Source organism: Phycicoccus ginsengisoli (assembly GCF_054779295.1).
The window spans coordinates 340,872-364,698 of the sequence record NZ_BAAGYN010000003.1; the positions used below are offsets into that span (position 1 = coordinate 340,872).

The following is a 23,827-nucleotide window of genomic DNA, read 5'->3' on the forward strand; positions in this document are numbered from 1 at the left end:
GGGGACAGTCTAGTATTTCCAGCATGGAAATGTTCCAGCACGGAGAGAAGCAGCCGGCTCGGGACCCGCACGGGTTCTTCTCCCCCGTCGGGCGCGCGCTCGGCCGCCTGGTGGGACCCCGGGCCAAGTGGGTCGTCGTGGTGCTCGCGGTGCTCGTTTCGGCTGCCGCCTTCGCCTTCGCCGGCGAGCCGAAGGCCGTCTCGACGACCGCGGCGTCGCTCCCCGACAGCGCCGAGTCGGCCCAGGTCAGCGCGCTGCGCGAGCAGCTGCCCTCCAGCGGCGTCGCCCCGGCGATCGTCGTCTACAAGGCGGCCTCCGGCCCGGTCGACGTCAAGGCCGTGGAGGCCTCGCGTGACCGGGGCCTCGCTGCGGTGAAGCAGTGGGCGCCCGCTGCGGGCGCCACCGGCGCGCCCGGCGCGCCCGGCGGGACGGGCGGGACCGGCACGGCCGGCGGAGGCGGCGCCCCTGGAGGCGCCATCCCGCCCCAGCTGTCGGACGACAAGGGCACCGCGCTCGTCATCGTGCCGCTCAAGGCCGACCTGCCGGACGGGCAGAACTCCGACGCGGTGGCGGCCCTGCGTGCCGCCGTCCGCGAGGGCCTGCCGCAGGGCCTCACCGCGACCGTCACGGGCGGACCGGCGTTCGGCGCCGACATCGGCGCGGTCTTCGACGGCGCCGACATCCGCCTGCTCGGCGCCACCGCGGGCGTGGTGGCCGTCCTGCTCCTCATCACCTACCGCAGCCCGTGGCTGTGGCTCGTGCCGCTGACGGTCGTCGGCACCGGCGACCAGGTCGCGAGCAAGGCCCTCACGATCCTGTCGCGCATCAGCGACGTCCGCGCCGACGGGGCGGTCACCGGCATCACGTCGGTGCTGGTCTTCGGTGCCGGGACGAACTACGCCCTGCTCCTGATCGCCCGCTACCGAGAGGAGCTGCGCCGGACCGAGGACCGCCACGAGGCCATGCGCGCCGCGCTGCGCTCCGCCGCGCCCGCCATCCTGGCCAGTGGCGGCACCGTCACCCTGGCGCTGCTCTGCCTCGGCCTGGCCGACGACCCCTTCGCGCAGTCGCTGGGCTACGCCGGCGCCCTCGGCATCGTCGTCGCCCTCCTGTACGCCCTGCTCGTCCTGCCCGCCGCGATGGTCCTGTTCGGGCGCCGGCTGTTCTGGCCGTTCGTCCCCCGCGTGGGCACCCTCGACCCCAGCCACGCCGGCGTGTGGCGCCGACTCGGGGATGCCGTGACCGGGCGGCCCGTGGTCGTGGCCGTCTCCTCGGTGGCCGTGCTCGTCGTCCTCGCCCTCGGCGGCCTCAGCCTGTCGGTGGGGCAGTCCCCGAACGAGCAGTTCCTCACCAAGCCGGAGGCCGTCGTAGGCCAGGAACAGCTCGCGGCCGCGTTCCCGGCCGGCACGAGCGAGCCCGCGACCATCATCGCGAAGGCCTCGGCTGCCGCGGCGGTCACCGACGCCGCCAAGGGCGTCCAGGGCGTGCAGGAGGTCCGGAAGACAGGAGGCGACGACCGGCTCGTCGAGCTGAGCGCCGTCCTCGACGCCTCCCCCGGGACGACCAAGGCGTTCGACGAGGTCCGCGCGCTGCGCGACGCGGTGCACGCCGTCCCGGGCGCCGATGCCCTCGTCGGCGGCAGCGACGCGGAGGCCCTGGACGCCAAGACCACCGCCGACCGTGACCGCGTGGTGCTGTTCCCCCTCATCCTGGGGATCGTCGTCGTGGTGCTCCTGCTCCTGCTGCGCTCCGTGGTCGCCGCGCTGGTCCTGGTGACGACCGTCGTCGCGACCTACCTCGCGAGCATGGGCGCGAGCTGGTTCGCGTTCCAGCACCTCCTCGACTACCCACCGTTGGCGGTCAGCACCCCGCTGCTGGCGTTCCTGTTCCTCGTGGCGCTGGGCGTCGACTACAACATCTTCCTCACCACGCGGGCCCGGGAGGAGGCAGCGGAGGGCGCGCCGGCGCGCGAGGCGATCGTCCGGGCGCTCGCGGTCACCGGTGGCGTCATCACGAGCGCGGGCATCCTGCTGGCGGCGGTGTTCGCCGTCCTCGGCGTGCTGCCGCTGGTGCAGCTGGCGCAGATCGGCGTCATCGTCGGGTTCGGCGTGCTGCTCGACACGCTCGTCGTGCGCAGCGTGCTCGTCCCGGCGCTGGTCAGCCTCCTCGGCGAGCGCTTCTGGTGGCCGAGCCACCCGGCGCAGCAACGACCACGTCGCGCCTGACCTCGGCGCGTCCGGCGCGACACGCCGGCCGCCGGTCGAACTGGTCGTCGGTCCGCCCGGCCTCCGGCGCCCGACCGCAGGCGAGGGAGCCCGGCACCCCACGGTGGGGGTGCCGGGCTCCGTCGTGGGTGGAGCGTGTCGGGGTCAGGCGTGCAGGCCGAGGTCGGCGACCGTCTTCTCGCGCATCTCGACCTTGCGCACCTTGCCGGTGACGGTCATCGGGAACTCGTCGACGACCACGACGTACCGCGGGATCTTGTAGTGCGCGAGCTTCCCCGTGGCGAAGTCGCGCACCGCCTCGGCGTCGAGCGGCTGCGCCCCCTCGCGCATCCGGATCCACGCGCACAGCTCCTCGCCGTACTTCTCGTCCGGCACCCCGATCACCTGGGCGTCGAGGATGTCGGGGTGGGTGTAGAGGAACTCCTCGATCTCGCGCGGGTAGACGTTCTCACCACCGCGGATGACCATGTCCTTGATCCGGCCGGTGATCTCGACGTAGCCGTCCTCGCCCATGACCGCGATGTCGCCGGTGTGCATCCAGCCGTCCTGCAGCACCTCGTCGGTCTTGTCCTGCTGCTCCCAGTACCCGAGCATCACCGAGTACCCCTTGGTGCAGAACTCCCCCGGCGTGCCGCGCGGGACCGTCTCGCCCGTCACCGGGTCGACCACCTTGATCTCCAGGTGCGGCATGACCCGACCGACCGTGCCGACCTTGTGCTCGAAGGAGTCGTCGGTGCGGGTCTGGGTCGACACCGGCGAGGTCTCGGTCATGCCGTAGCAGATGGTCATCTCGTCGATGCCGGCGTCGATGAGCTTCTGCATCATCGAGGCCGGGCACGGCGAGCCGGCCATGATGCCGGTGCGCACCGTGGACAGGTCGTACGCCGCGTGGTCCGGCAGCGCCCACTCCGCGATGAACATCGTGGGGACGCCGTAGAGGCTGGTGCACCTCTCGTCGGCCGTCGCCTTCAGCGTCGCCGCCGGGTCGAACCCGGGGGCCGGGATCACCATGGCCGCCCCGTGGGTGGTGGCCGCGAGGTTGCCCATCACCATGCCGAAGCAGTGGTAGAAGGGCACGGGGATGCAGATCCGGTCGGCCTCGGTGTAGTGGCACAGCTCGCCGACGAAGTAGCCGTTGTTGAGGATGTTGCGGTGGCTGAGGGTGGCGCCCTTGGGGAACCCGGTCGTGCCCGACGTGTACTGGATGTTGATCGCGTCGCCGGGCTCGAGCCCGCGCTGGACCTCGGCCACCTGCTCGGCCGTCACCTCCTCGGCCCGCGCGAGCAGGTCCTCCCACGACTGCTGCCCGAAGACCCAGGCGTCGCTGACGTCGGGACGGTTGTCCCGCACCTCGGCGAGCATCGCGACGTAGTCGCTGGTCTTGAACGAGTCGGCGAGGAACACCCGGGTGATCCCGGCCTGGCCGAGCACGTAGTCGAGCTCGTGCGTGCGGTAGGCCGGGTTGATGTTGACGAGGATCGCGCCGATCTTGGCCGTCGCGTACTGCACGACCGTCCACTCGGCCCGGTTCGGCGACCAGATGCCGACCCGCTCGCCCTTCACCACACCCACGGCGAGCAGCGCCCGCGCGAGCCGGTCCACCTGGCCGGCGAACTCGGCATACGTCCAGCGGATCCCCTGATCCACGTCGACGAGCGCCTCGCGGTCGGCGAACCGGGCCACGGTGGCGTCGAGGTTGTCGGGGATGGTCTGCTCGAGCAGGGCCGGCTCGGTCTCGCCCACGGCGTGCGACAGCGATGTCATGGGCCCATCCCACCGCGCCCGGCCCGGCCGGACAAGACCCGTGTCAGGACAGGAAGAGGTCCGGCGCCAGGCCCTCGTCGCGACCGGTCATGGAGTAGGCCGCGAAGTCGGTGACGCCGCGCTCGCGCAGCAGGTCCTCGTCGACGAGCGTCTTCCCGTTGAGCGCCTGGCCCTCGGTGGTGAGCACCTCGTAGGCGGCGTCGGCGACGATGTCGGGCTTGCGGCTGACGCGCACCATCTGGTCGCCGCCGGGCAGGTTGCCGATCGCGTCGGTGGCGACGAGCGTCGCGGGCCACAGGCAGGTGGAGGAGACCCCCTTCTGCCCCAGCTCGTGGGCGAAGCCGAGCGCCGCCATCGTCATGCCGTACTTGGCCATCGTGTAGGCCGGGTGCCCGGCGAACCAGCGCGGGTCCAGGTCGACGGGCGGGCTCAGGGTGAGGACCTTGGGGTCGGGGCTCGCGAGCAGGTGCGGGATCGCCGCGCGGGTGAGCATGAACGTGCCGCGGACGTTGACGTCGTGCATCAGGTCGTACCGCTTGGGGTCGAGGTCTGCGGTCGGGCTGAGGTTGAGGACGCTGGCGTTGTTGACGACGACGTCGATGCCGCCGAACTCGGCCACCGTGCGCTCGACCGCCTCGGCGATGGTGGCGTCGTCGCGGATGTCACCGACGATGGGCAGCGCGTGGCCTCCGGCCTCGCGGATCGCGTCAGCGGCGGTGTGGATCGTGCCGGCGAGGCGCGGGTCGGGCCGGTCGGTCTTGGCGACCAGGGCCACGTTGGCGCCGTCGCGGGCGGCGCGCACCGCGATCGCCAGGCCGATGCCGCGGCTGCCGCCGGACATGAGGATGGTCCTGCCAGCGAGGGTCGTCATGGTCGGGGAGCCTAGTTACCGATCGGTAGTGGCGGAACGGCCGAGCCGGGTGTCCCTCGTCACCACGCTCCACGGCGGGCGAGCAGACAGGGCAGGCCCGCGGCGGCCCCCCGGCACACCGCGAGCCCGCCCCGGGCTCCTCGCACCTGGCGTCAGCTCGTGATGTCCTTGCCCGCGAACCGGGCCCACGAGGCGGTCCAGAACACGACGGCATACGCGGCCGCCAGCGCGAGACCCGTGCCGACCTCGCCGCCGCCCCCGATCGGGTCGCGCAGCAGGTCGCCGAAGGCGAGCCAGTGGTCGACGACGAGCCAGGGGTGCAGCCACGCCAGCTGCGGCACCGCGTCGAGGATCCACGAGACGATCGTGAAGATCATCAGCGCGATGGCGGCCGCGATCGGCTGCTCGGTGAGGGTCGAGATGAACAGCCCGACGGCCGCGAGCGCGGCCAGCCCCGCGGACAGGTAGAGCATGACGAGCAGCAGCCGCCAGAGCGCCTGGCCGAAGGTGATCTGGCTCCCGGACAGCGTGGTCAGCGGACCGGTCCCGAAGATCGCGATGCCGACGACTGCCCCGGGCAGGACGACGGCCGTGATCCCCCAGAAGGCCCCGATGCACAACGAGACGTACTTGACCAGGAGCAGCCGCGTCCGGCCCACGGGGACGGTGAGCAGGTAGCGCAGGGTGCCGATGTTGGCCTCGCCCGCGATGGCGTCGCCGGCGAGCATCGACATGGCGAGCGGCAGGAACATGCCCATCTCGACGCTGAGGGCCGCGAGCGGCACGAACAGGCCGTTGCTCGTGATCGAGGACAGGAAGTCCGGGCCCTCGCCGGCGCGCGGGGCCGACATCTTCACGGCGATGGCCATGACGACGGGGACCGCCGCGAGCACGGCCAACCCCGCCTGGTTGCGCCGCCGGCCGGCGATGAGCCGCAGCTCGGAGCGCAGCAGCCGGGTCGAGAGAAGGCGGTGCGGAGCCGGCCGGGCCATGGTGCGTGGCGTGCTGCGTGGCGTGCCGGTCGAGACGTCAGCCGCTGACATCGAAGCCCTCCCCCGTGAGCGTGACGAACAGGTCCTCGAGACTGGGCCGGTCGAGGGCGAACCCGCGCACCCCCACGCCGGCCCGCACGAGCTCGGCCACCACGGCCTCGGGCTCCAGCGTGCCGGCGTCGGCCCGCACCCCGGTCGGGCTGATGCTGACCGACGTGGCGCCGAGCCGGGTGAGCACCTCGGCCGCCTGGGCGGGCTGGCCGGTGTCCACCCGCACCGTCACCACCCCCGCACCGCGGACCTGCGCCGTGGTGCCCTGCGCCACCACCCGCCCCTCGCGCATGACGCCGAGGTGCGTGCAGATCTGCTCGACCTCCGAGAGCAGGTGGCTCGAGACGAGCACCGTGGTGCCGTCCGAGGCGAGCGAGCCGATGAGGTTGCGGACCTCGCGCGTGCCCTGCGGGTCCAGTCCGTTGGTGGGCTCGTCCAGGACGAGCAGGTCCCGCGGCGCGAGCAGGGCCGCGGCGATGGCCAGCCGCTGGCGCATGCCGAGGGAGTACGCGCGGTACCGCTTGCCCTCCGCGGCGCGAAGGCCGACCCGGTCGAGCGCGTGGTCGATCCGCTCGGCGCTGGTCCGTGGGTCGGCGAGCAGGTCGGCGGCGTCGAGCCGGACGAGGTTCGCCCGGCCGGAGAGGTAGGGGTGGAACGCCGGCCCCTCGACGAGCGAGCCGACCCGGTGCAGCGCCTCGGTGGCACCCTCGGGCATCGGCAGGCCGAGGAGCGCGCGGCTGCCCGCGGTCGGCTCGACGAGTCCGAGCAGCATCCGGATGGTCGTGGTCTTGCCCGACCCGTTGGGGCCGAGGAAGCCGTAGACGGCGCCTCGCGGGACCCGCAGGTCGAGGGAGTCCACAGCCACCTGGTGGCCGAACCGCTTGGTGAGCCCGTCGGTGCGCACCGCCAGGTCGGGTTCGGCGTCCCCCCGACCCCACGCAACGGGCTCCCCCCGGGGCGCCCGCTGCGTGGGGTCCGCCAGCTGGGTCACTTCGCCGCCAGCGCCGCGTACAGGCGGTCCGGCGAGACCGCGCCCACGGCATACCGGCCGTCGCTGGTCACGACCGCGGAGAAGAGGGTCCCGGCGAGCAGGTGCCCCGAGCCCCACGAACCGGAGACCTTGGGCAGCAGGGCGAGCAGGCGCTGGAGCTGGGCCTGGCTGTCCGCACCGGACCTGCTCCCGGTCTTGTCACCCGTCGCACCGGCAGCGGGTGGCGTCGACTCGGGAAGCTTCCCGACGAGCACGGTCGTCCAGCCCTTCCCGACGACGGTCGGGCGCACGGCGGCAGCCCTGGCGCGGTCGGCCGCCGTGCCCTTGACGAGGTCGGCCTTCGCCGGGAGCGCCTGCTCGGTGACCTTGGTGCCGGGCGGCGGGTTGAACGCGAACTGCGACGCAGCGGGCGTGGCGAAGTCGACACTCGTGAAGCCCACCTCGAAGGCCGGGTTGGCGACCTTGGTCGAATAGACCTGGACGCGCAGCGGAACGTGCTCGGCGGCGTCGATCGAGATGCGGACCGAGGCGACCAGGCTCTGCGCGTCGCGGGGCTTGAGGACGAGGTCGTACGCCGAGCGGCCCGCCACCGAGGAGGTGCCGCTCGTCGTCACCGCGGTGGTCGGGTCGACGGCCGCGAGCGCACGCTGGGCGGCCTCCTGCGGCGTCTTCGGCAGGTCGGTCGCCGACGGGGTGGGCCCGGACGCACCCGGCGCCGACCCACCGCTGCGGGAGTGGTCGCCCGTCGCCGACTCCGCGGGCAGGACCGTGTGGGTGGCGGTCTTGTCCTTGCTCGACCACACCCACACGTTGCGACCGTCGCGGATGACGTCGGACTCGCCGAGGCTGCCGACCAGGGCCAGGCGCTGCTTGTCCTGTCCCGCCAGCCACACCCGCCAGGTGTGGGTCCCGGCGATGGTCGAGGAGAGGGCGGCGGACCCGCCCGAGCCGCCCTCGGCACCGCCCGCACCGCCGAGCCCGGCGATCGCCGGCAGGCCGAGGTTCGAGGTCTGCACGACCGTGCCCGACAGGCCGGCCAGCCGGGCCTGCTGGACGTCGACGAGCAGCTGGGCCGCCGACCGGGCCGGCAGGCTGGGGTCGGCGCTGGCCCGGTGGTTCGCCGCGAGGGCGACACCACCGACGAGGACGACGGCCGCGCCGGGGGCGAGCCAGCGGGTGGCGGGATGGGTCGAGAAGACGCTCATGGGGACAGCGTGCGCCCCTCCACCTGAGAGGACTCTGAGAGCCGGCGGCCACGCGGTCACCGGGAGCGGGCCTGCCGCGGGCCGGGCCGTGCGAGAGTGGGCGCCGTGCGGGTACTGGTGGTCGAGGACGAGCGACGGATGGCTGCGGCCCTGGCCAAGGGTCTCGGCGCCGAGGGCTTCGTCGTGGACCTCGCCGCCGACGGGCCGTCGGGGCTGGAGTCGGCGCGGTTCGGCGGCTACGACGCCGTGGTCCTCGACGTGATGCTGCCGGGGCTGTCGGGGTACACCGTGGTGCGGACCCTGCGTGAGGAGGGCAACGGCGTGCCCGTGCTGCTGCTGTCGGCCAAGGACGGCGAGTACGACCAGGCCGACGGGCTCGACTACGGGGCGGACGACTACCTCACCAAGCCGTTCTCGTTCGTCGTGCTCGTCGCGCGGCTGCGCGCCCTCCTGCGCCGGGGCCCGGCCCCCCGGCCTCCCGTGCTCGATGCCGCCGGGATCACCCTCGACCCGTCCTCGCGCCGGGTCGAGCTCGACGGCGCTCCCGTCGAGCTGTCGCGGCGGGAGTTCCTCGTGCTCGAGCACCTGCTCCGTGCGCACCCGAGCGTGGTGTCCAAGGAGTCGCTGCTCGACGACGTCTGGGGGGCGGGCGAGCGCGGCGACCTCAACGTGGTGGAGGTCTATGTCGGCTACCTGCGGCGCAAGCTGGGCCGCGAGCGGATCGAGACCGTGCGGGGCAGCGGCTACCGCCTGCGGGCGTGAGGGCGCGAACGTGAGGGCGCGGGCGTGAGGGCGCGGGCGTGAGGGCGCGGGCATGACCTCGGTGGACGCGGTCCGCGGCCGGTCGGGCTGGTTCGCCCGTCGCACCCTGCGGGTGCGGCTCATGGCCATCGGGCTCGTGGGCATCACCGGGGCGCTGCTGCTGGGGGGCTGGGTCCTGTATGCCGCGACGGGCGCCTCGCTCGACCGGGCGGTGCGCAACGAGGCGAGGTCGAGCGCCCAGGACGTGGCCGCCCTCGTCAACGACGGGCGCCTGCCCGACCCGGTCCCGGTGAGCGGCGCCCAGCTGGTGCAGGTGCTCGACGCGCAGAACCGGGTGCTGGCCGGCTCGGTGGCCGCCGACCGGCTGACCCCGATCGTCACCGAGCAGGAGCGGGGGCGGGTCCTGCGGGGCGAGCCCGTGCGGGTCCCGGGGTCCCGCGCAGGGGTGGCCGGGCCGCTCGAGGTCGCGGGGGTGCGTGCGGGCCCGGCCGAGGCACCCGTGCTGGTCGTGGCGGCAGTCCCGACCGCCGACCTGGAGACCAGCCTGCGGGTGGTGCGCACGCTGCTCCTCGTGGCCTTCCCCGTCTTCCTCGTCGTCATCGGGGCGATCGCCTGGCGGGTCATCGGCTCGGCGTTGCGCCCCGTCGAGGCGCTGCGGCAGGGCGCCGAGCGGATCGGCGAGTCGGCCGACCCGGGCGAGCGGCTGCCGGTGCCACCCACCCGCGACGAGGTGCAGGCGCTGGCCACCACCCTCAACGGCATGCTCGCGCGCCTGGCCGAGTCCAGCGCCCGGCAGCGCACCTTCGTCGCCGACGCCGCCCACGAGCTGCGCAGCCCGCTGGCCACGATGCGTACGCAGCTCGAGGTCGCGCAGCGGCTCGGTGAGGACGACGGGATGGCGGCCGACCTGCTGCCCGAGGTGGAGCGGCTCGGGCGGATCGTCGACGACCTGCTCGTGCTCGCGCGGTCGGGCGCACCGAACGCCGCACCGCGCGTGGAGTCGGTCGACCTCACCGACCTGGTGGGCGTCGTGGTGTCGCGGTATGCCGCGGCCCGCGTCCCGGTGTCGGTGCGCCTCGCGGGGCCGGTGCGCGTCCCCCACCCGCACGCCGGCAGCGCCGCCGGCCCGGCCGCGCCGGCCATGGTGCGGGGGCGGCCCGAGGAGCTCGACCGGGCACTGTCGGCGTTGCTGGACAACGCGGTGCGGCATGCCGCCTCGGCCGTGGTGGTCGAGGTCTCCGCGGGACCGGCCGCCGGTGGCTCATGGGTCCGCGTCACGGTGGGCGACGACGGGAACGGCATCCCCGAGGCCGACCGCGAGCGCGTGTTCGACCGGTTCGCCCGGCTCGACGACGCTCGGGACCGCGACAGCGGTGGCAGCGGGCTGGGGCTGGCGATCGTGCGCGAGCTGGTCACCCGGCACGGCGGCCGCGTCCGGCTCGAGGACGCGGCCCCGGGGGTCCGGGCCGTGGTCGAGCTGCCGCCCGCCTGAGCCGGTCGCGGACCCGCGACCTCCTCGGGTCAGTCGCCGCTCGAGCGGGGCGCCGCGCCGGCGGTCGCCAGCGGGGCACCGGTCGAGGTCACCAGGCCGGTGGCCTCGGGGGCGCCGGTCCCCGTCGTGGCCGCGGTGGCCGCGGCCGCGGCGACCGGGGCCTCCTGCGTCATCGCGACCGTGGTCCGCAGAGGGGTCTCCTTGACGAAGAGCACCGCGAGGAGGGCGATGACGCCGAACGCCGCGGCGATGGCGAAGATGTGGCCCGTCGAGTCGCCGTAGGCCGCCCGGACGATCTCCCGGATGGGCGCCGGCATGTCCTTGATGTCCAGCGTGCCGGTCCCACCGCCGGACTGCGCGGCGGCAGCGGCCTTGGGGCCCAGGGCCTTCAGGCCCTCGACGATGTGGTCGCGCACACCGTTGGCCAGCACCGCACCCAGGACCGAGACGCCCATCGCGCCACCGAGCGTGCGGAAGAACGCGATGCTCGCCGAGGCGGCACCGATGTCCCGGACGTCGACCGAGTTCTGCACGGCGAGGACGAGGTTCTGCATCATCGCGCCCATGCCGACGCCCATGAGGGCCATGGCGACGCCGATCTGCCACAGCGGGGTGACGTGGTCCAGGCGGCCCAGCCACACGAGGCCGGCCACCAGGAAGGCGCCGCCTCCGATGATGATCCCCTTCCACTTGCCGGTGTTGCTGACGTACCTGCCGCCGAGGGTGGAGGAGAGGAGCAGGGCACCCATGAGCGGGATGGTGAGCAGGCCCGCGTGGGTGGGGCTGTAGCCCCGGGAGACCTGGAAGTACTGGGTGAGGAAGGTCGTGCCCCCGAACATCGCGACCCCGACGGCGACGCTGGCGACGATGACCAGGCCGGTGGTGAGGTTGCGCAGCAGGCGGATCGGGATGATCGGCTCGGCCGCCCGCAGCTCGACGACGACTGTCAGCGCGAGGCCGACGAGCGTGCCACCGAGGTAGAGCACGGTCTGCGTGGACCACCACGGGAAGTCGTTGCCCGCGAAGGTGACCCACAGCAGCGGCAGCGACGAGGTGATCGCGATGAGCACCGCGCCCAGGTAGTCGATCCTGGGCATCCGCCTGGGGGTGCTGATGTGCAGGGTCGACTGCAGGACGAACATCGCGATGATCGCCAGCGGCACGCAGACATAGAACGTCCAGCGCCAGCCCAGGCCGCTGTCCACGATGAAGCCGCCGAGCAGCGGGCCGCTCACGGTCGAGACGGCCATGACGGCGCCCATGTACCCGGCATACCGGCCGCGCTCACGCGGGGCGATCATCGCGCCCATAATCGACTGGGTCAGGGCCGTGAGGCCGCCCATCCCGAGTCCCTGGACGACCCGGCAGGCGATGAGGAAGCCGACCGTGTGCGACTGGCCCGCGGCGACCGACCCCAGGACGAAGACCGCGAGGGACAGCTGGACGAGCAGCTTCTTGCTGAACAGGTCGGAGAGCTTGCCCCAGATCGGGGTGCTGACCGTGGTGGCGAGGAGGGACGCGGTGATCACCCAGGTGTACTGGCGCTGGGTGCCGTGCAGGTCGCCGATGATCGTGGGGAGCGCGGTCGAGACGATCGTGCTGCTGATGAGGGCGGTGAAGAGGCCGGCGAGCAGCCCCGTCATCGCCTCGAGGATCTGGCGGTGCGTCATCTCCCCCGGCTGTTCGGGGTTCGCGGCGGCGGCGGTCGCGGCGGTCGTGCTGGCTGACATCAGTGGGAGTCCTGGGGGGTCGGGGTGGGCTGGTGGTGCCGCGTCGTTGCGGGGTGGTCGGTGGCGCGCACGAGCGCGCGGTCGAGCTCGGAGAGCAGGCCGGGCAGCCGGTCCAGGTCGCCGCGCGGTATGCCGTGCAGCGCCGGCGCGAGCAGCGCGGCCGTCTGGCGCTGGACCCGGGCGAGGTGCGCCACCCCGGCGTCGGTGAGGGCGATCCGGCTCGCCCGGGCGTCGCACTCGTCCGGGCGCCGGCGCACGAGCCCGTCCTCCTCGAGCCTGGGCAGGACGCGGCTGACGACCGACGGGGCGACCCCCGCGGCGACGGCCAGGTCGCCGGGGCGGTCGTGACCGTCGGCGCGGGCCAGGGCCTTGAGGACCGCCACGGGCGTGCCCGAGGCGCCGGCTCCCTCCTCCTGGAGGCGGCGGCCGATGGCACGGCTGGTGCGGATCAGGCCGGTCAGCGCCGACAGTACCTCCACGGCACGGTCGACCTCCGCCTCGGTGGGCGGCGTGGTCGTCGGGACCGGTGCGGTGGCCGTGCTGGTCATGGCGTGCTCCTTTGGTTGCGGAACACAACATAAATCATTTAGTTGCTGAACGCAACTTGATTCTCCGGGGCGGTGGTGGACTGCGCGCCGCCCCGGCCGCCCGGGCAGGACCGGCAACCCCGGCAGCCCGGCGACCCGCGCAAAACAACGGTTGTCCGGCATACCGCGGGTTGGCATCCCGCGGGACGTCGAGCAACCGTTGTCTTGCGGAGGGCCGGGGGTGCGGAGGGCCGGGGCGGGGGGCGGCAGGGTCAGGGGGCTGAGTCGTTGAGCTTGCGCAGCAGCCGGGCCAGCGCGGCGATGTCCCCGCCGTCCCACTCCTGGAGCTGGGCGCGGAGCCGGGCCCGACGACCGACGACCGACGACTCGAGCGCCTCGGCGCCCTGTGGCGTCAGCCGCACCTGGCGGGCCCTTGCGTCGTCGGGGTCGGGGATGCGCTCGACGAGACCGAGGTCCTCCAGCGTCGTGAGGTTCCGGCTCGTCGTGGACTTGTGCAGGCCCAGCACCTCGGACACCTCGCCGCCCCGTGCTCCCCCGGCGGTGGCGGCGAGGTCGCGGACGGCGACCAGCACGGCATACCCGGCGGAGTCGAGGTCGGGGTGCACCTCGGCAGCGGTCCGCTGCTGGGCGCTGCGGGCCCGCCGCATGAGCCGCGTGAGCTCGACCTCGAGCTCACCGAGGGGTGATCGGGACATGGCCGCAGCCTACGGGCGCGACAGGCGGTCGAGGAACGCCACGAGGAGGGCCTCGCGCAGCCGCGGCGGCGCGAGGTCGAGCAGCGCGTTGACCGGCGCCATCCGGGCGGGCAGGTCCAGCGCGCCGTCGGCTCCCGCGAGGCCGGCCACCTGGAGCAGCCCGTCGAACGCCGCCTCGTCGAGGGTGGCCGGGTCGATGGCCCCCACCACCGCGGCCAGCTCCGCCGGGACGGGCACCGGCCGGGCCTCGACGGCTGCCGCCACCGCCTCCCGCAGGGCGTCGAGGAACTCGCCCACGACGGGTGCCGTGGCGGCGCTGAGGCTCAGGTGCAGGGTCGGCGGCCGGCCCCGGTAGGACATCTGCGGCTGGACGAACCAGCCCCGCTCCCGCATCTCGTCGGCGACGGTGAAGACGTCGCAGCTGCCGTCGGTGCGGACCGCGACGAGGGTCGAGTCCGGCTCCGCCTCCAGCGCCAGCTCCGGTATGCCGCGCAGCCCCTCGACGAGCGCGCGGATCCCGTCGCGGACCTGCTCGGCGAGCGCGGCGTACCCGTCGTCGCCGAGGTGCTGGACGACCGCCCACGCGGCGGCGAGGGGGCCGCCGGACTTGGTGGACTGGGTGGTGGAGTTGAGCATCGTGTACCCGGGCCAGTCGGCGGAGGCGAAGAACTGCGGGCGACGCAGCTCCGCCGTCCGGTGCAGCAGCAGCGAGATGCCCTTGGGCGTGTAGGCGTACTTGTGCAGGTCGACCGAGATGCTCGCGACGCCGTCGACCGCGAAGGTCCACGCAGGGACCTCGTCGCCGAGCCGGGACAGGTACGGGAGCACCCAGCCGCCGATGCAGGCGTCGACGTGGCACCGGACGCCCCGGGCGGCGGCCGCTGCCGCGATGGGCCCGACCGGGTCGACGACCCCGTGCGCGTACGAGGGGGCGCTCGCCACGACGAGGACCGTGCGGTCGTCCGTCGCCCGGTCCATCCCGGCCGGGTCGGCCCGGCAGGTGAGCGGGTCGACGTCGACGAGCACCGGCTCGACGCCGAAGTAGTGGGCCGCCTTGTGGAACGCCGCGTGCGCGGTCGTGGGCAGCACCATGGCCGGCCGTTCCACGTCGGGCCGGGAGTCGCGGGCGGTCTGCACGGCGAGCAGGATCGACTCGGTGCCACCGCTGGTCGCCGTGCCGACGAACCCGTCGGGCGCGTCGAGCAGCCGGCCGGCGAACCGCACGAGGTCCTGCTCCATCCGCAGCAGGCTCGGGAACGCCGTGGGGTCGAGCCCGTTCGTCGACGCGAAGGCCGCCAGCGCCCTGCAACCGAGCTCGTCGGCCTCGTGCAGTCCCGAGTCGTAGACGTACGCGAGGGTGCGGCCCCCGTGGGTCGGCAGGTCTGCGGCCCGCAGCTGCTCGAGCCGGGCCAGCACCTCGTCGGCGGACGGTCCCATCAGGGCTCCTCGGGGGTCACGGGCGTTCGGATGTCGTCAGCGGGAAGGGGGCCGGGTTGGCTGTCGCCAGCGGGGCGGGGACCGGGTCGGCTCCCGTGGGTGCCGGGCAGGGCGGGGCCGGCGTCGCCGGAACGTGCTGCGTCGGCCACCGAGGCGGCCACCGAGGCGGCCACCGCGGACTCGTCGAGCCGGTAGCGGGCCAGCAGCAGCAGGCTCAGCGCCACGAGCACGGCGGGCACGACCGAGAAGCCGAGGGCGATCGCCCTCACCGCCGAGTCCGGCTGCGCCGCAGCGGAACCCGTCGAGGAGACGTAGCCGCCGGCCGCGAGGACGAGGGCGTACAGGCCGGGCCCGAGCGCCAGCCCGAGGGTCTCCCCGGCAGTCCAGACGCCGGTGAAGACGCCGGTCCGGTTGCCGCCGGTGCGCGCGGCGTCGACGGCGGCGACGTCCGGGAGCATCGCGAGCGGGAAGACCTGCGCGCCGGCGTAGCCGACCCCCACCACCGCGACGGCCAGGTAGACGACGACCAGCGGCAGCGACCTCGACCCGGCCAGCGCCAGAGCCCCGCCGCCGAGCAGCACCGACGCCACGGCATACCCCCAGCGCTTGCCCCGCGCCGCACCCACCCGCTGCCACAGCGGGGTCACGAGCAGCGCGGGACCCACGAAGCACACGAACAGCACGGTCGACGCGGACGCGCGCCCGAGGACGTGCCGGGCGACGTAGTCCACCCCGGCGAGCATGGCGCCCGTGGCCAGGGCCTGGAGCACGAACGTGCCCAGCAGCAGCCGGAAGTCGCGGACCGCGGCCACCACCCGCAGCTGCGCCGCCAGCCCGCCGGCGGACGCGGCGACCCGCCCGACCGGCGCGGACGCGGTGCCGCGCCAGGCCCCGAGCACGCCGACGAGGATCAGCGCCGCCACGACCAGGCCCATCACCCGGTAGCCCTGCTGCGGCCCCACGGCGTCACGCACCGCAGGGGCGGAGGCACCGCTGACGAGGATCGCGAGCGCGAGCACCGCGACCCGCCACGTCATCAGCCGGGTCCGTTCGCCGTAGTCCTGGGTCATCTCCGCGGGCATGGCGACGTACGGCACCTGGAAGAACGCGTACGCGGTGGCGCAGGCGACGAAGGCCACGACCACCCAGGCGGCGGCCAGCGGCTTCGGCCCCGACGGTCCGGCGAAGAGCAGGGCGAACCCGAGCGCGAGCAGCAGGCCACCCCGCAGCAGGAACGGCCGGCGCGGGCCCTGGGGCGAGGTGGAGGAGTCGCTGATCCGCCCGGCCACCGGGTTGAGCACGACGTCCCAGGCCTTGGGGAGGAAGACGACGAGCCCGGCCAGTCCTGCGGCGATGCCGAGCCGGTCGGTCAGGTAGGGCAGGAGCAGCAGCCCGGGCACGGTCCCGAAGGCGCCCGTGGCGACCGAGCCCAGCGCGTAGCCGCGGACGACCCGGCCCGGCAGCGGTGCGCTCATGCGGCGACTCTAGGGGCGCCGCCGCGCCGCGTGGTGGTGTTCAGCGTGGGTGCCGCGCGCGATACTGGCGCCACCGCGCCCGGCCGCCTCCGTCGACGCGTGCACCCTCGCCAGAAAGGCGCCTCCCGTGGCCGCAGCCGCTCCCGCCCGCACCGACCTGCCCCCCGGCTACCGCCCGTGGCCGGCGTTGTGGGCCATGGTGATCGGGTTCTTCATGATCCTCGTCGACTCGACCATCGTGTCGGTCGCGACCCCGGCGATCATGCGGGGCCTGGACGCCGACGTGAACGCCGTCATCTGGGTCACCTCCGCCTACCTGCTCGCGTATGCCGTGCCGCTGCTCATCACGGGCCGCCTCGGCGACCGGGTGGGGCCCAAGTACGTCTACCTCGCGGGCCTGGCGCTGTTCACCGTGTCGTCCCTGTGGTGCGGGCTGACCGGGTCGATCGGCATGCTCGTCGTCGCCCGCGTGGTCCAGGGCCTGGGCGCCTCGCTCATGACGCCGCAGACCATGGCGGTCATCACGCGGACCTTCCCGGCGGCCACCCGCGGTCGGGCGATGGCACTGTGGGGAGCGACGGCCGGCGTCGCGATCCTCGTCGGGCCGCTCGTGGGCGGGCTGCTCGTCGACGGCCCCGGCTGGGAGTGGATCTTCTTCATCAACGTGCCGGTCGGCGTCGTCGCGTTCGTGCTGGCGATGCGGCTCGTGCCCACGCTGGCGACCCACAGCCACAGCTTCGACTGGGTCGGGGTGGCACTGTCGGCGGTCGGCATGTTCCTCGTCGTGTTCGGCATCCAGGAGGGCGAGACCTACGGCTGGGGCACCATCACCGGGATCGTCTCGGTGCCACTGCTGATCGTCCTGGGCGTCCTGGTGTTCGCGGCGTTCGTGTGGTGGCAGGGCCGGGTCCGGCGCGAGCCGCTGGTGCCGCTCAGCCTGTTCCGTGACCGCAACTTCTCGCTGTCCAACATCGCGATCAGCTCGGTGGGCTTCGCCATCACGGCGATGGCCTTCCCGTTCATGCTCTACGCCCAGGTCGTGCGCGGCCTCAGCCCCACACGCGCGGCCCTCCTGCTCGTGCCGATGGCGGTGCTGTCGGCGGCCTTCGCGCCGTTCGTGGGTCGGCTGACCGACCGCGCGCACCCCCGCACCATCACCGCGTTCGGCCTCGCGCTGTGCTCGGCATCGCTGTTCTGGCTCAGCCGGCTCACGACCGTCGACAGCGCGACCTGGACCCTGCTGCTGCCGATGGCGACGATGGGGGTGGCCAACGCGTTCATGTGGGCGCCGCTGGCCGCCACCGCGACGCGCAACCTGCCGCTCTCCTCCGCGGGCGCGGGGTCCGGCATCTACAACACCACCCGCCAGGTCGGAGCGGTGCTCGGCAGCGCGGCGATCGCCGCCCTCATCGAGGCGCGCCTCACGGCGAACCTGCCCGGGGTCCCGACGACCGGCGGTGCGGGCGCCCAGATGTCCGGGCGCAGGCTGCCTCCGCAGATCGCGGACGGGTTCGCCGCGGCCATGTCGCAGTCCCTGCTGCTGCCCGCCGCCACGCTGCTCATCGGGCTGGCGGCCGCCCTGCTGTTCACCCGCCCCACGCACGCGACCGAGAGCTCGCCAGCGGTCGTCGGCGAGCCTGCCGCGACCCCGGCGCCCGGCGGCGAACCCTCAGCGACCCCGGGGCCGGCCGCGCCGCCCGCCTCGACCACGCCTGCCTCGGCCAGGCCTGCGTCCGGGTGACCCTGCTGCGGTTCACCGGGGCGATCGCGGGCGTCGGGACGACCTCGGGCGTGCGACTCGTCGTCGGGCGCTGGGCCGACTCGCCGTTCGGGGCGTTCTGCGACGTGATGGTCCAGGACACCACCGGGCACCGGACCCTGCTGGCACCGAGCCCGGCAGTCGCCGAGTTCGTCGCGCAGACCTACGCCTTCGACGAGGTCGACGTGGCGCCGGTCACCGCCGTGGACGACGACGGCACCGGGGAACGCCTCTGGCAGGTCACGGCGCGGGACCTGCTGTCACTGCGGCTGGGGCTCGGGCGCCGCGCCCCGCTCGGGTGGCTGCTGCGGACCGTCCCGCGTCCCGTGGCGACGAGCCCGGGGTGGGCCACCGCGGTCGACCCGGTAGCGCGGACGCTCGTGCGGGGCGTGCGCACCCGCGGCGCCGCCCTGGAGGGACGACGCGAGTGGTACGGCGCGACCGACCTGCACCGCGTCTCCTCGGCGTCGGGCACGTGGCGGGGGGACGGACCTCGGCAACCTCGCCCCGGTCGAGCCGCCCTGCGACTTCGGCTTCTCCTCGACCCCGCGGACCCCCGGCGTCACGAGCGTCGTCACCACGGTCGAGCTCCTCGAGCCCGCTGGGCGCCCCTGACCCGGGGCTACGCCCGTCCGGCAGGTGGCGCTTCCCCGCCCGACCCAGCGGGGTTTGGCACACTGCACGGGTGCGCCGCATCACCCAGTCCCGAAAGCTGCACCAGGTCCGCTACGACGTGCGCGGGCCGATCCTCGTCGAGGCGCAGCGGCTCGAGGCCGAGGGCCACAAGATCCTCAAGCTCAACATCGGCAACCCCGCCCCGTTCGGCTTCGAGGCCCCCCAGGCCGTGCTGCAGGACATGGTCCACCACCTGCCGAACGCCCAGGGCTACAGCGACTCCCGCGGCATCTACTCGGCCCGCACGGCCGTCGCGCACTACTACCAGTCGCGCGGCCTCACCGACACGCACGTCGACGACGTCTTCATCGGCAACGGCGTCTCCGAGCTCATCTCGATGGTGCTCACGGCGTTCGTCGACGAGGGCAACGAGATCCTCGTCCCGGCCCCGGACTACCCGCTGTGGACCGGTGCGGTGACGCTCGCCGGTGGCACGCCAGTGCACTACCGCTGCGACGAGTCGAACGGCTGGAACCCCGACCTCGAGGACATCGAGGCCAAGATCACCCCGAACACGCACGCGCTCGTCGTCATCAACCCCAACAACCCCACCGGCGCTGTCTACAGCGAGGACACCGTCCGTGGGCTCGTCGACATCGCGCGCCGGCACGACCTCGTCCTCATGTCCGACGAGATCTACGAGAAGATCCTCTTCGCCGACGACCAGCACCAGCCGGTGCACCACCACACCGCGACGTATGCGGGCGACGACGTCCTGTGCCTCACCTTCAGCGGGCTGTCCAAGGCGTACCGCGTGTGCGGCTACCGCGCCGGCTGGGTGATGGTCTCCGGTCCCAAGTCCCTGGCCTCCGACTTCCTCGAGGGCCTGACCCTGCTGGCGAACATGCGCATGTGCGCCAACGTCCCCGGGCAGCACGCCATCCAGACGGCCCTCGGCGGCTACCAGTCGATCGAGGAGTACATCCACCCGGGCGGCCGGTTCTACGAGCAGAGCAAGACGGCCTGGCGGCTGCTCAACGAGATCGAGGGCGTCTCGTGCGTCGAGCCGCACGGCGCGCTCTACTGCTTCCCGCGGCTCGACCCCGAGCAGTTCCCGATCGAGGACGACCAGGCGTTCGTCATCGAGCTGTTGCGGGAGAAGAAGATCCTCGTCACCCACGGCACCGGCTTCAACTGGTTCGAGCCCGACCACTTCCGGCTCGTGACCCTGCCCGACGTGGAGGTCCTCACCGAGGCGATCGGCCGCATCGGCGAGTTCCTCGACACCCGTCGCCGCTGAGCCCCCACCTCACCCCATCACGAGTCGAGGCGCGGGCGCGCCCCGCCACGTGGTCCGGCCCGGTGGTCGCCGCGCGAGGTGGCCAGCCACCTTTGACAGACTGGGGCACGTGCCCGCCCCCCGGACGTCCGCGACGCCTGCGCTCGTGGGGGTCGTGGCCCTGGGCGGACTGACCGGGTCGCTGGGCCGGTATGCCGTGGGCCTCGCGCTGCCGCACGCCCCCGGCGGCTGGCCGTGGGGGACGTTCCTGGTCAACGTCACGGGCTCGTTCGCCATGGGCGTCCTCGTCGTCTGGGTGCTGTCGATGGACCGGCCGCACCCGTGGCTGCGGCCCTTCCTCGGTGTCGGGGTGCTCGGCGGGTGGACGACGTTCTCCTCGTTCGCCCTCGACGTGCACGTGCTCTCGGGCGCGGGGCAGGGAGGGCGGGCCGCGGCATACCTCGTCGCCTCCTTCGTGGTCGGGCTGGTCGCCGTCGGGCTCGGGATCAGCGCCGGCGAGCGGCTCCTCGGGAGGCGCCCGTGACCTGGCTGCTGGTCGCGGCCGGCGCCGCCGTGGGTGCCCCCGTGCGCTTCCTCGTCGACCGCTGGGCCCGCGCGCACTCCTCGGCCGGGACGATCCTCGGGACCCTCGTGGTCAACGTGGCCGGCTCCTTCGTGCTGGGGCTCGTCGCGGGGTGGCAGGGTGCCGCGTCGTGGGTGCTCCCCCTCGTCGGGATCGGCTTCTGCGGGGCGCTGACGACCTTCTCCACCCTGGCTTTCGAGACCTGGGTGTTCCTCGAGGAACGCGCCTGGCGCCCGTTCGCCGCCAACCTGGCCCTGAGCCTCGGCCTCGGCCTCGGAGCCGTCTGGCTCGGCTTCGCGATCTCCTCCACCTGACCCCGGCCCACTGTCGTCCCGCCCACGGTCGGTGTGGGGTCGCCGGCCCGAGCTCGTGCTGGCGGCCGTGGCGGCTGCGGGATGCTCGTGGCTGCCGCCTGGTTCGACGTGACCACCGCAAACTCCGCCGACCGCCTCGGTTCGGTCCCCAGCCCCGCGCTCGTGGAGCTGCCGCTGGCGCTCGCCCTCGTCGTCGCGGCCGCCCGGCGGGTGCACCGACCGCCGGGGCCACCGTTCTCGCGGGTCCGGGCAGTGCGTCGAGGTGACGCGACACGCTGAACTCCAGGGAGCCGCATCAGCGTGTCGCGTCCTGTCGACCGCGGGCGCCGGTCGGCGGTCGTCCTCAGTCGCCGGCGTCCGCCTGGGCGCCGATCGCGACCTGGTGCGGTGGCAGCGCCCGGGCGACGACGGCGGCCGCGACCATGAGGCCCACCAGGACGGCCAGGGCCGCCTCGAGGGCCGGCCGGAACACCTCCACGGGCGAGGCCGAGGCGTGCGCCTGCGCCACGGAGAAGAACAGCGAGCCGACCGCTGCGACCCCCGTCGCCCCGGCGAGCTGGCCCGTCGTGCTGAACAGGCCGGAGGCGGAGCCGGCCTTGTCGAGCGGGACGTCGGCCAGGGTGAAGACGCCGATCGGCGAGACCATGAGCCCGAACCCGGCGCCAGCCACGACGAACCCCGGCAGGAACGTCCACAGCGAGGTCGACGCATCCGCCCCGCGCACCGCCACAGCGATGAGCACCGCCCCGGCGGCCCAGGTCAGCGCGCCGATCTGCAGCACCCGCCGACCGATCCGTGGGGCGAGGACCGCGACCCCGAGCCCGGCGAACACTGTGGTCGTGAGGGCGAACGGCACGCCCGCCAGCCCGGCTCGCAGCACCGACCAGCCGAGCCCGGCCTGGAGGTAGATGGTCTGGCACAGGAAGTAGGACGACATCGCCATGAACAGCAGCGCGTTCATCGTCGACCCGGCCGCGAAGCCGCGCCCGCGGTACAGGCTCACGGCGACCAGCGGCTCGCGCCCCGCCCGCTCGGCCCTCCACTGCGCCCGGCCGAAGGCGAGGAGGACGGCGACACCGGCGGCCATCGCGGCGTACACCCAGGCCGGCCAGCCCAGCTCCCGCCCGAGCGTCAGCGGGTACAGCACGCCGAGCAGCCCGGTGGCCAGCACCACCACGGCCCGCAGGTCGATCCGCGGACGTCGCGCCGTGACGGACTCCGGCACCCAGCGCAGTGCGGCCACGACGGCCGCCAGCCCGAGCGGGACGTTGACGAGGAAGATCGAGCGCCACCCGAGACCGGCGAGGTCGGCCTGGGTCAGGACCGCGCCGATGACCGGCCCGAGCACCGCGGACAGCCCGGCGAGGCCGGTGAACAGCCCCATCGCCTTCGCGCGCTCCTCCGGCCGGTACATCACCTGCAGACTCGAGAGCACCTGCGGGATCATCGCCGCCGCCGCGACGCCCTGGAGGGCACGGAAGGCCACGAGCGCCTCGGCGTTCGGCGCGAGGCCGCACGCGGCCGAGGTCGCCGTGAAGCCCACCAGCCCGGCGACGAAGACGCGCTTGCGGCCGAGCAGGTCGCCCAGGCGCGAGCCGGTGATGAGGGCGAGCGCGAAGGCGAGCGGGTATGCCGCGACCATCCACTGCAGCTGCGTGTCGGTCGCGCGCAGGCCGGACTCGATGGTCGGCAGGGCGACGTTGACGATGGTCGTGTCGAGCAGCTCCATCGTCGAGGCGAGGAACAGGCTGAGCAGGGCGATGGTGCGCGCCCGGCCGACCGGCAGGGCGCCGCGGGTCAGCGCACCGTCCGGGGCGGTCGCGGTGGGGAGGTCGTCGGCGTCGGTCTCGAGGCCGGGGTCCAGCGTGGTGCTCATGGGTCTCTCCTTGTCGGTGGGTCGTCCGTCCCGACGCTAGGGAGCATTCCGGTCACTTCCTGACCGGATGGTGCGAGACTCTGGGTCCATGGCCAACACGAGCTCGCGCACCCTGCGGCTGCTGTCCCTCCTGCAGACCCACCGGTTCTGGCCGGGTGGGGAGCTCGCGGGGCGGCTCGAGGTGTCCGAGCGGACCCTGCGCCGGGACATCGAGCGGCTCCGCGAGCTCGGCTACCCCGTCGACTCGGTCCGCGGCGCCGACGGCGGCTACCAGCTCGGGGCCGGGGCCGCCATGCCGCCGCTCACGGTCGAGGAGGACGAGGCGATCGCCATGGTCGTCGCGCTCAACGGCGCCGCCCAGCTGACCAGCGGTGAGCTGGCGGAGGCCTCGGTGAGCGCCCTGTCCAAGGTCGTCCAGGTCCTGCCGCCGAAGCTGCGACGGCGGGCCGAGGCGCTGCGGGCCGTCACCGACGACTCGCCCTTCTCCCAGGCGCCGACCGTGCGGGCCGACGTGCTCGCCGTCATCGCGCAGGCCGCCAGGGACACCGAGCGCGTCCGGTTCACCTACCGCGCCAAGGGCGGCCAGGCGGCAGGGTCGGACCTGCGCCGGCACGTCGAGCCGCACCGGCTCGTGACGGTCGGGCGCCGGTGGTACCTCCTGGGCTACGACCTCGACCGGCAGGACTGGCGGTCCTTCCGGATGGACCGGCTCTGCGAGCCGCAGGGCACCCGAGCCCGGTTCCGGCCGCGCGAGGTGCCCGGCGGCGACGCCGCGGCCTACGTGCGAAAGGGCCTGTCCCGCAATGAGGTCCGCACCACCGTGCGGGTGCTGGTGCACGCACCGGCAGCCCAGGTCGAGCCGCGGACCGGGCCGTGGGCCACGCTCACGCCGGTGGACGAGCACTCGTGCCGCATCGAGATGGACGCCCTCGAGCCCCGCTGGGCCATCTTCGGCCTCGGGGTGGTCGGTGCGCCGTTCACGATCGAGGAAGCCACGCCGGAGGTGCGCGCCGAGCTCGCCGACTGGTCGGCGCGGTTCGCCGCGGCCGTCGGCTGAGGCCCCGGCGGCGGCCCCTCGCCGGCCGGGTCGCGGTCAGCGGGTGCACACGGACGACTGGGCGCACTAGGTTCGGATCGCCCCACCGGCGCGGCCCCAGGAGCGC

20 protein-coding genes are annotated in these 23,827 nt (G+C 74.0%); 9 read left to right on the top strand and 11 right to left on the bottom strand.

Features of this window, described 5'->3' with window-relative positions; all coding sequences use genetic code 11:
• The first annotated feature begins 23 nt into the window (after nucleotides 1-23).
• Nucleotides 24-2,225 (top strand): MMPL family transporter, encoded by a 2,202-nt coding sequence (locus ACYVDO_RS06785; protein WP_460934050.1) that lies wholly within the window; start codon nucleotides 24-26, stop codon nucleotides 2,223-2,225.
• Nucleotides 2,226-2,369: 144 nt separating this feature from the next.
• Here ACYVDO_RS06785 and ACYVDO_RS06790 read toward each other — a convergent pair whose 3' ends face one another.
• The 5 genes from ACYVDO_RS06790 to ACYVDO_RS06810 form a co-directional block, all read right to left on the bottom strand.
• The gene (locus tag ACYVDO_RS06790; RefSeq protein WP_460934052.1) at nucleotides 2,370-3,989 is read right to left on the bottom strand and encodes an AMP-binding protein; all 1,620 of its coding nucleotides are present in this window, start codon (nucleotides 3,987-3,989) and stop codon (nucleotides 2,370-2,372) included.
• 43 nt (nucleotides 3,990-4,032) lie between these two features.
• A complete protein-coding gene (locus tag ACYVDO_RS06795) occupies nucleotides 4,033-4,860 on the bottom strand; it encodes an SDR family oxidoreductase (protein ID WP_460934054.1) in 828 nt (275 codons plus the stop codon).
• A gap of 152 nt (nucleotides 4,861-5,012) precedes the next feature.
• Nucleotides 5,013-5,903 (bottom strand): ABC transporter permease, encoded by an 891-nt coding sequence (locus tag ACYVDO_RS06800; protein ID WP_460934056.1) that lies wholly within the window; start codon nucleotides 5,901-5,903, stop codon nucleotides 5,013-5,015.
• On the bottom strand, nucleotides 5,890-6,885 hold the full coding sequence (locus ACYVDO_RS06805) for an ABC transporter ATP-binding protein (RefSeq protein ID WP_460934283.1): 996 nt from the start codon (nucleotides 6,883-6,885) through the stop codon (nucleotides 5,890-5,892). Before ACYVDO_RS06805 ends, ACYVDO_RS06800 begins: the two co-directional genes overlap by 14 nt.
• 5 nt (nucleotides 6,886-6,890) lie before the next feature.
• A complete protein-coding gene (locus ACYVDO_RS06810) occupies nucleotides 6,891-8,099 on the bottom strand; it encodes a LolA family protein (RefSeq protein WP_460934058.1) in 1,209 nt (402 codons plus the stop codon).
• A gap of 105 nt (nucleotides 8,100-8,204) precedes the next feature.
• Here ACYVDO_RS06810 and ACYVDO_RS06815 point away from each other — a divergent pair, with 105 nt between their 5' ends.
• Together ACYVDO_RS06815 and ACYVDO_RS06820 are read left to right on the top strand one after the other, a co-directional pair.
• On the top strand, nucleotides 8,205-8,861 hold the full coding sequence (locus ACYVDO_RS06815; protein ID WP_460934060.1) for a response regulator transcription factor: 657 nt from the start codon (nucleotides 8,205-8,207) through the stop codon (nucleotides 8,859-8,861).
• 52 nt (nucleotides 8,862-8,913) lie between these two features.
• The gene (locus ACYVDO_RS06820) at nucleotides 8,914-10,353 is read left to right on the top strand and encodes a sensor histidine kinase (protein WP_460934062.1); all 1,440 of its coding nucleotides are present in this window, start codon (nucleotides 8,914-8,916) and stop codon (nucleotides 10,351-10,353) included.
• A gap of 29 nt (nucleotides 10,354-10,382) precedes the next feature.
• Here ACYVDO_RS06820 and ACYVDO_RS06825 read toward each other — a convergent pair whose 3' ends face one another.
• The 5 genes from ACYVDO_RS06825 to ACYVDO_RS06845 form a co-directional block, all read right to left on the bottom strand.
• Complete coding sequence (locus ACYVDO_RS06825) at nucleotides 10,383-12,083, bottom strand: MDR family MFS transporter (RefSeq protein ID WP_460934064.1); 1,701 nt, start codon at nucleotides 12,081-12,083, stop codon at nucleotides 10,383-10,385.
• Complete coding sequence (locus ACYVDO_RS06830) at nucleotides 12,083-12,631, bottom strand: MarR family winged helix-turn-helix transcriptional regulator (RefSeq protein ID WP_460934066.1); 549 nt, start codon at nucleotides 12,629-12,631, stop codon at nucleotides 12,083-12,085. The genes ACYVDO_RS06825 and ACYVDO_RS06830 overlap by 1 nt, the downstream gene beginning before the upstream one ends.
• A 251-nt stretch (nucleotides 12,632-12,882) precedes the next feature.
• Complete coding sequence (locus ACYVDO_RS06835) at nucleotides 12,883-13,326, bottom strand: MarR family winged helix-turn-helix transcriptional regulator (RefSeq protein ID WP_460934068.1); 444 nt, start codon at nucleotides 13,324-13,326, stop codon at nucleotides 12,883-12,885.
• A gap of 9 nt (nucleotides 13,327-13,335) precedes the next feature.
• Nucleotides 13,336-14,763, bottom strand: a complete 1,428-nt coding sequence (locus tag ACYVDO_RS06840; RefSeq protein ID WP_460934070.1) for a pyridoxal phosphate-dependent decarboxylase family protein — start codon at nucleotides 14,761-14,763, stop codon at nucleotides 13,336-13,338.
• Complete coding sequence (locus ACYVDO_RS06845; protein ID WP_460934072.1) at nucleotides 14,763-16,238, bottom strand: MFS transporter; 1,476 nt, start codon at nucleotides 16,236-16,238, stop codon at nucleotides 14,763-14,765. Before ACYVDO_RS06845 ends, ACYVDO_RS06840 begins: the two co-directional genes overlap by 1 nt.
• 196 nt (nucleotides 16,239-16,434) lie before the next feature.
• Between ACYVDO_RS06845 and ACYVDO_RS06850 the strand changes: the two genes are divergently transcribed.
• The 5 genes from ACYVDO_RS06850 to ACYVDO_RS06870 all read left to right on the top strand — a co-directional run bounded on the left by ACYVDO_RS06850 (nucleotide 16,435) and on the right by ACYVDO_RS06870 (nucleotide 21,067).
• On the top strand, nucleotides 16,435-17,979 hold the full coding sequence (locus ACYVDO_RS06850) for a DHA2 family efflux MFS transporter permease subunit (RefSeq protein WP_460934285.1): 1,545 nt from the start codon (nucleotides 16,435-16,437) through the stop codon (nucleotides 17,977-17,979).
• A 703-nt stretch (nucleotides 17,980-18,682) separates the two neighbouring features.
• Nucleotides 18,683-19,912: a pyridoxal phosphate-dependent aminotransferase gene (locus ACYVDO_RS06855; RefSeq protein ID WP_460934074.1), complete on the top strand. Its 1,230-nt coding sequence runs from the start codon at nucleotides 18,683-18,685 to the stop codon at nucleotides 19,910-19,912.
• 109 nt (nucleotides 19,913-20,021) lie between these two features.
• Entirely contained in the window at nucleotides 20,022-20,435 is a 414-nt protein-coding gene (locus tag ACYVDO_RS06860) for a fluoride efflux transporter FluC (protein WP_460934076.1), read from the top strand.
• Nucleotides 20,432-20,788, top strand: coding sequence for a fluoride efflux transporter FluC (locus tag ACYVDO_RS06865; RefSeq protein ID WP_460934078.1), 357 nt, complete (start codon nucleotides 20,432-20,434; stop codon nucleotides 20,786-20,788). Before ACYVDO_RS06860 ends, ACYVDO_RS06865 begins: the two co-directional genes overlap by 4 nt.
• Nucleotides 20,789-20,875: 87 nt before the next feature.
• Nucleotides 20,876-21,067, top strand: coding sequence for a hypothetical protein (locus ACYVDO_RS06870; protein WP_460934080.1), 192 nt, complete (start codon nucleotides 20,876-20,878; stop codon nucleotides 21,065-21,067).
• 64 nt (nucleotides 21,068-21,131) lie between these two features.
• On the opposite strand, the gene ACYVDO_RS06875 is transcribed toward ACYVDO_RS06870, so the two are convergent.
• The gene (locus tag ACYVDO_RS06875) at nucleotides 21,132-22,664 is read right to left on the bottom strand and encodes an MFS transporter (RefSeq protein WP_460934082.1); all 1,533 of its coding nucleotides are present in this window, start codon (nucleotides 22,662-22,664) and stop codon (nucleotides 21,132-21,134) included.
• 88 nt (nucleotides 22,665-22,752) lie between these two features.
• Between ACYVDO_RS06875 and ACYVDO_RS06880 the strand changes: the two genes are divergently transcribed.
• Nucleotides 22,753-23,721 carry a helix-turn-helix transcriptional regulator gene (locus tag ACYVDO_RS06880; protein ID WP_460934084.1) on the top strand — a complete coding sequence of 323 codons (969 nt, stop codon included), beginning with the start codon at nucleotides 22,753-22,755 and terminating at the stop codon, nucleotides 23,719-23,721.
• The last annotated feature ends 106 nt before the right edge of the window (nucleotides 23,722-23,827 follow it).

Excerpts from the sequence above, each read along its gene's own strand:
- ACYVDO_RS06880 (WP_460934084.1), top strand. The coding sequence starts at position 22,753 with ATGGCCAACACGAGCTCGCGCACCCTGCGGCTGCTGTCCCTCCTGCAG.
- ACYVDO_RS06830 (WP_460934066.1), bottom strand. The coding sequence starts at position 12,631 with ATGACCAGCACGGCCACCGCACCGGTCCCGACGACCACGCCGCCCACC.
- ACYVDO_RS06785 (WP_460934050.1), top strand. The coding sequence starts at position 24 with ATGGAAATGTTCCAGCACGGAGAGAAGCAGCCGGCTCGGGACCCGCAC.
- ACYVDO_RS06875 (WP_460934082.1), bottom strand. The coding sequence starts at position 22,664 with ATGAGCACCACGCTGGACCCCGGCCTCGAGACCGACGCCGACGACCTC.
- ACYVDO_RS06845 (WP_460934072.1), bottom strand. The coding sequence starts at position 16,238 with ATGAGCGCACCGCTGCCGGGCCGGGTCGTCCGCGGCTACGCGCTGGGC.
- ACYVDO_RS06790 (WP_460934052.1), bottom strand. The coding sequence starts at position 3,989 with ATGACATCGCTGTCGCACGCCGTGGGCGAGACCGAGCCGGCCCTGCTC.
- ACYVDO_RS06820 (WP_460934062.1), top strand. The coding sequence starts at position 8,914 with ATGACCTCGGTGGACGCGGTCCGCGGCCGGTCGGGCTGGTTCGCCCGT.
- ACYVDO_RS06800 (WP_460934056.1), bottom strand. The coding sequence starts at position 5,903 with ATGTCAGCGGCTGACGTCTCGACCGGCACGCCACGCAGCACGCCACGC.
- ACYVDO_RS06840 (WP_460934070.1), bottom strand. The coding sequence starts at position 14,763 with ATGGGACCGTCCGCCGACGAGGTGCTGGCCCGGCTCGAGCAGCTGCGG.
- ACYVDO_RS06825 (WP_460934064.1), bottom strand. The coding sequence starts at position 12,083 with ATGTCAGCCAGCACGACCGCCGCGACCGCCGCCGCCGCGAACCCCGAA.
- ACYVDO_RS06795 (WP_460934054.1), bottom strand. The coding sequence starts at position 4,860 with ATGACGACCCTCGCTGGCAGGACCATCCTCATGTCCGGCGGCAGCCGC.
- ACYVDO_RS06835 (WP_460934068.1), bottom strand. The coding sequence starts at position 13,326 with ATGTCCCGATCACCCCTCGGTGAGCTCGAGGTCGAGCTCACGCGGCTC.
- ACYVDO_RS06850 (WP_460934285.1), top strand. The coding sequence starts at position 16,435 with ATGGTGATCGGGTTCTTCATGATCCTCGTCGACTCGACCATCGTGTCG.
- ACYVDO_RS06810 (WP_460934058.1), bottom strand. The coding sequence starts at position 8,099 with ATGAGCGTCTTCTCGACCCATCCCGCCACCCGCTGGCTCGCCCCCGGC.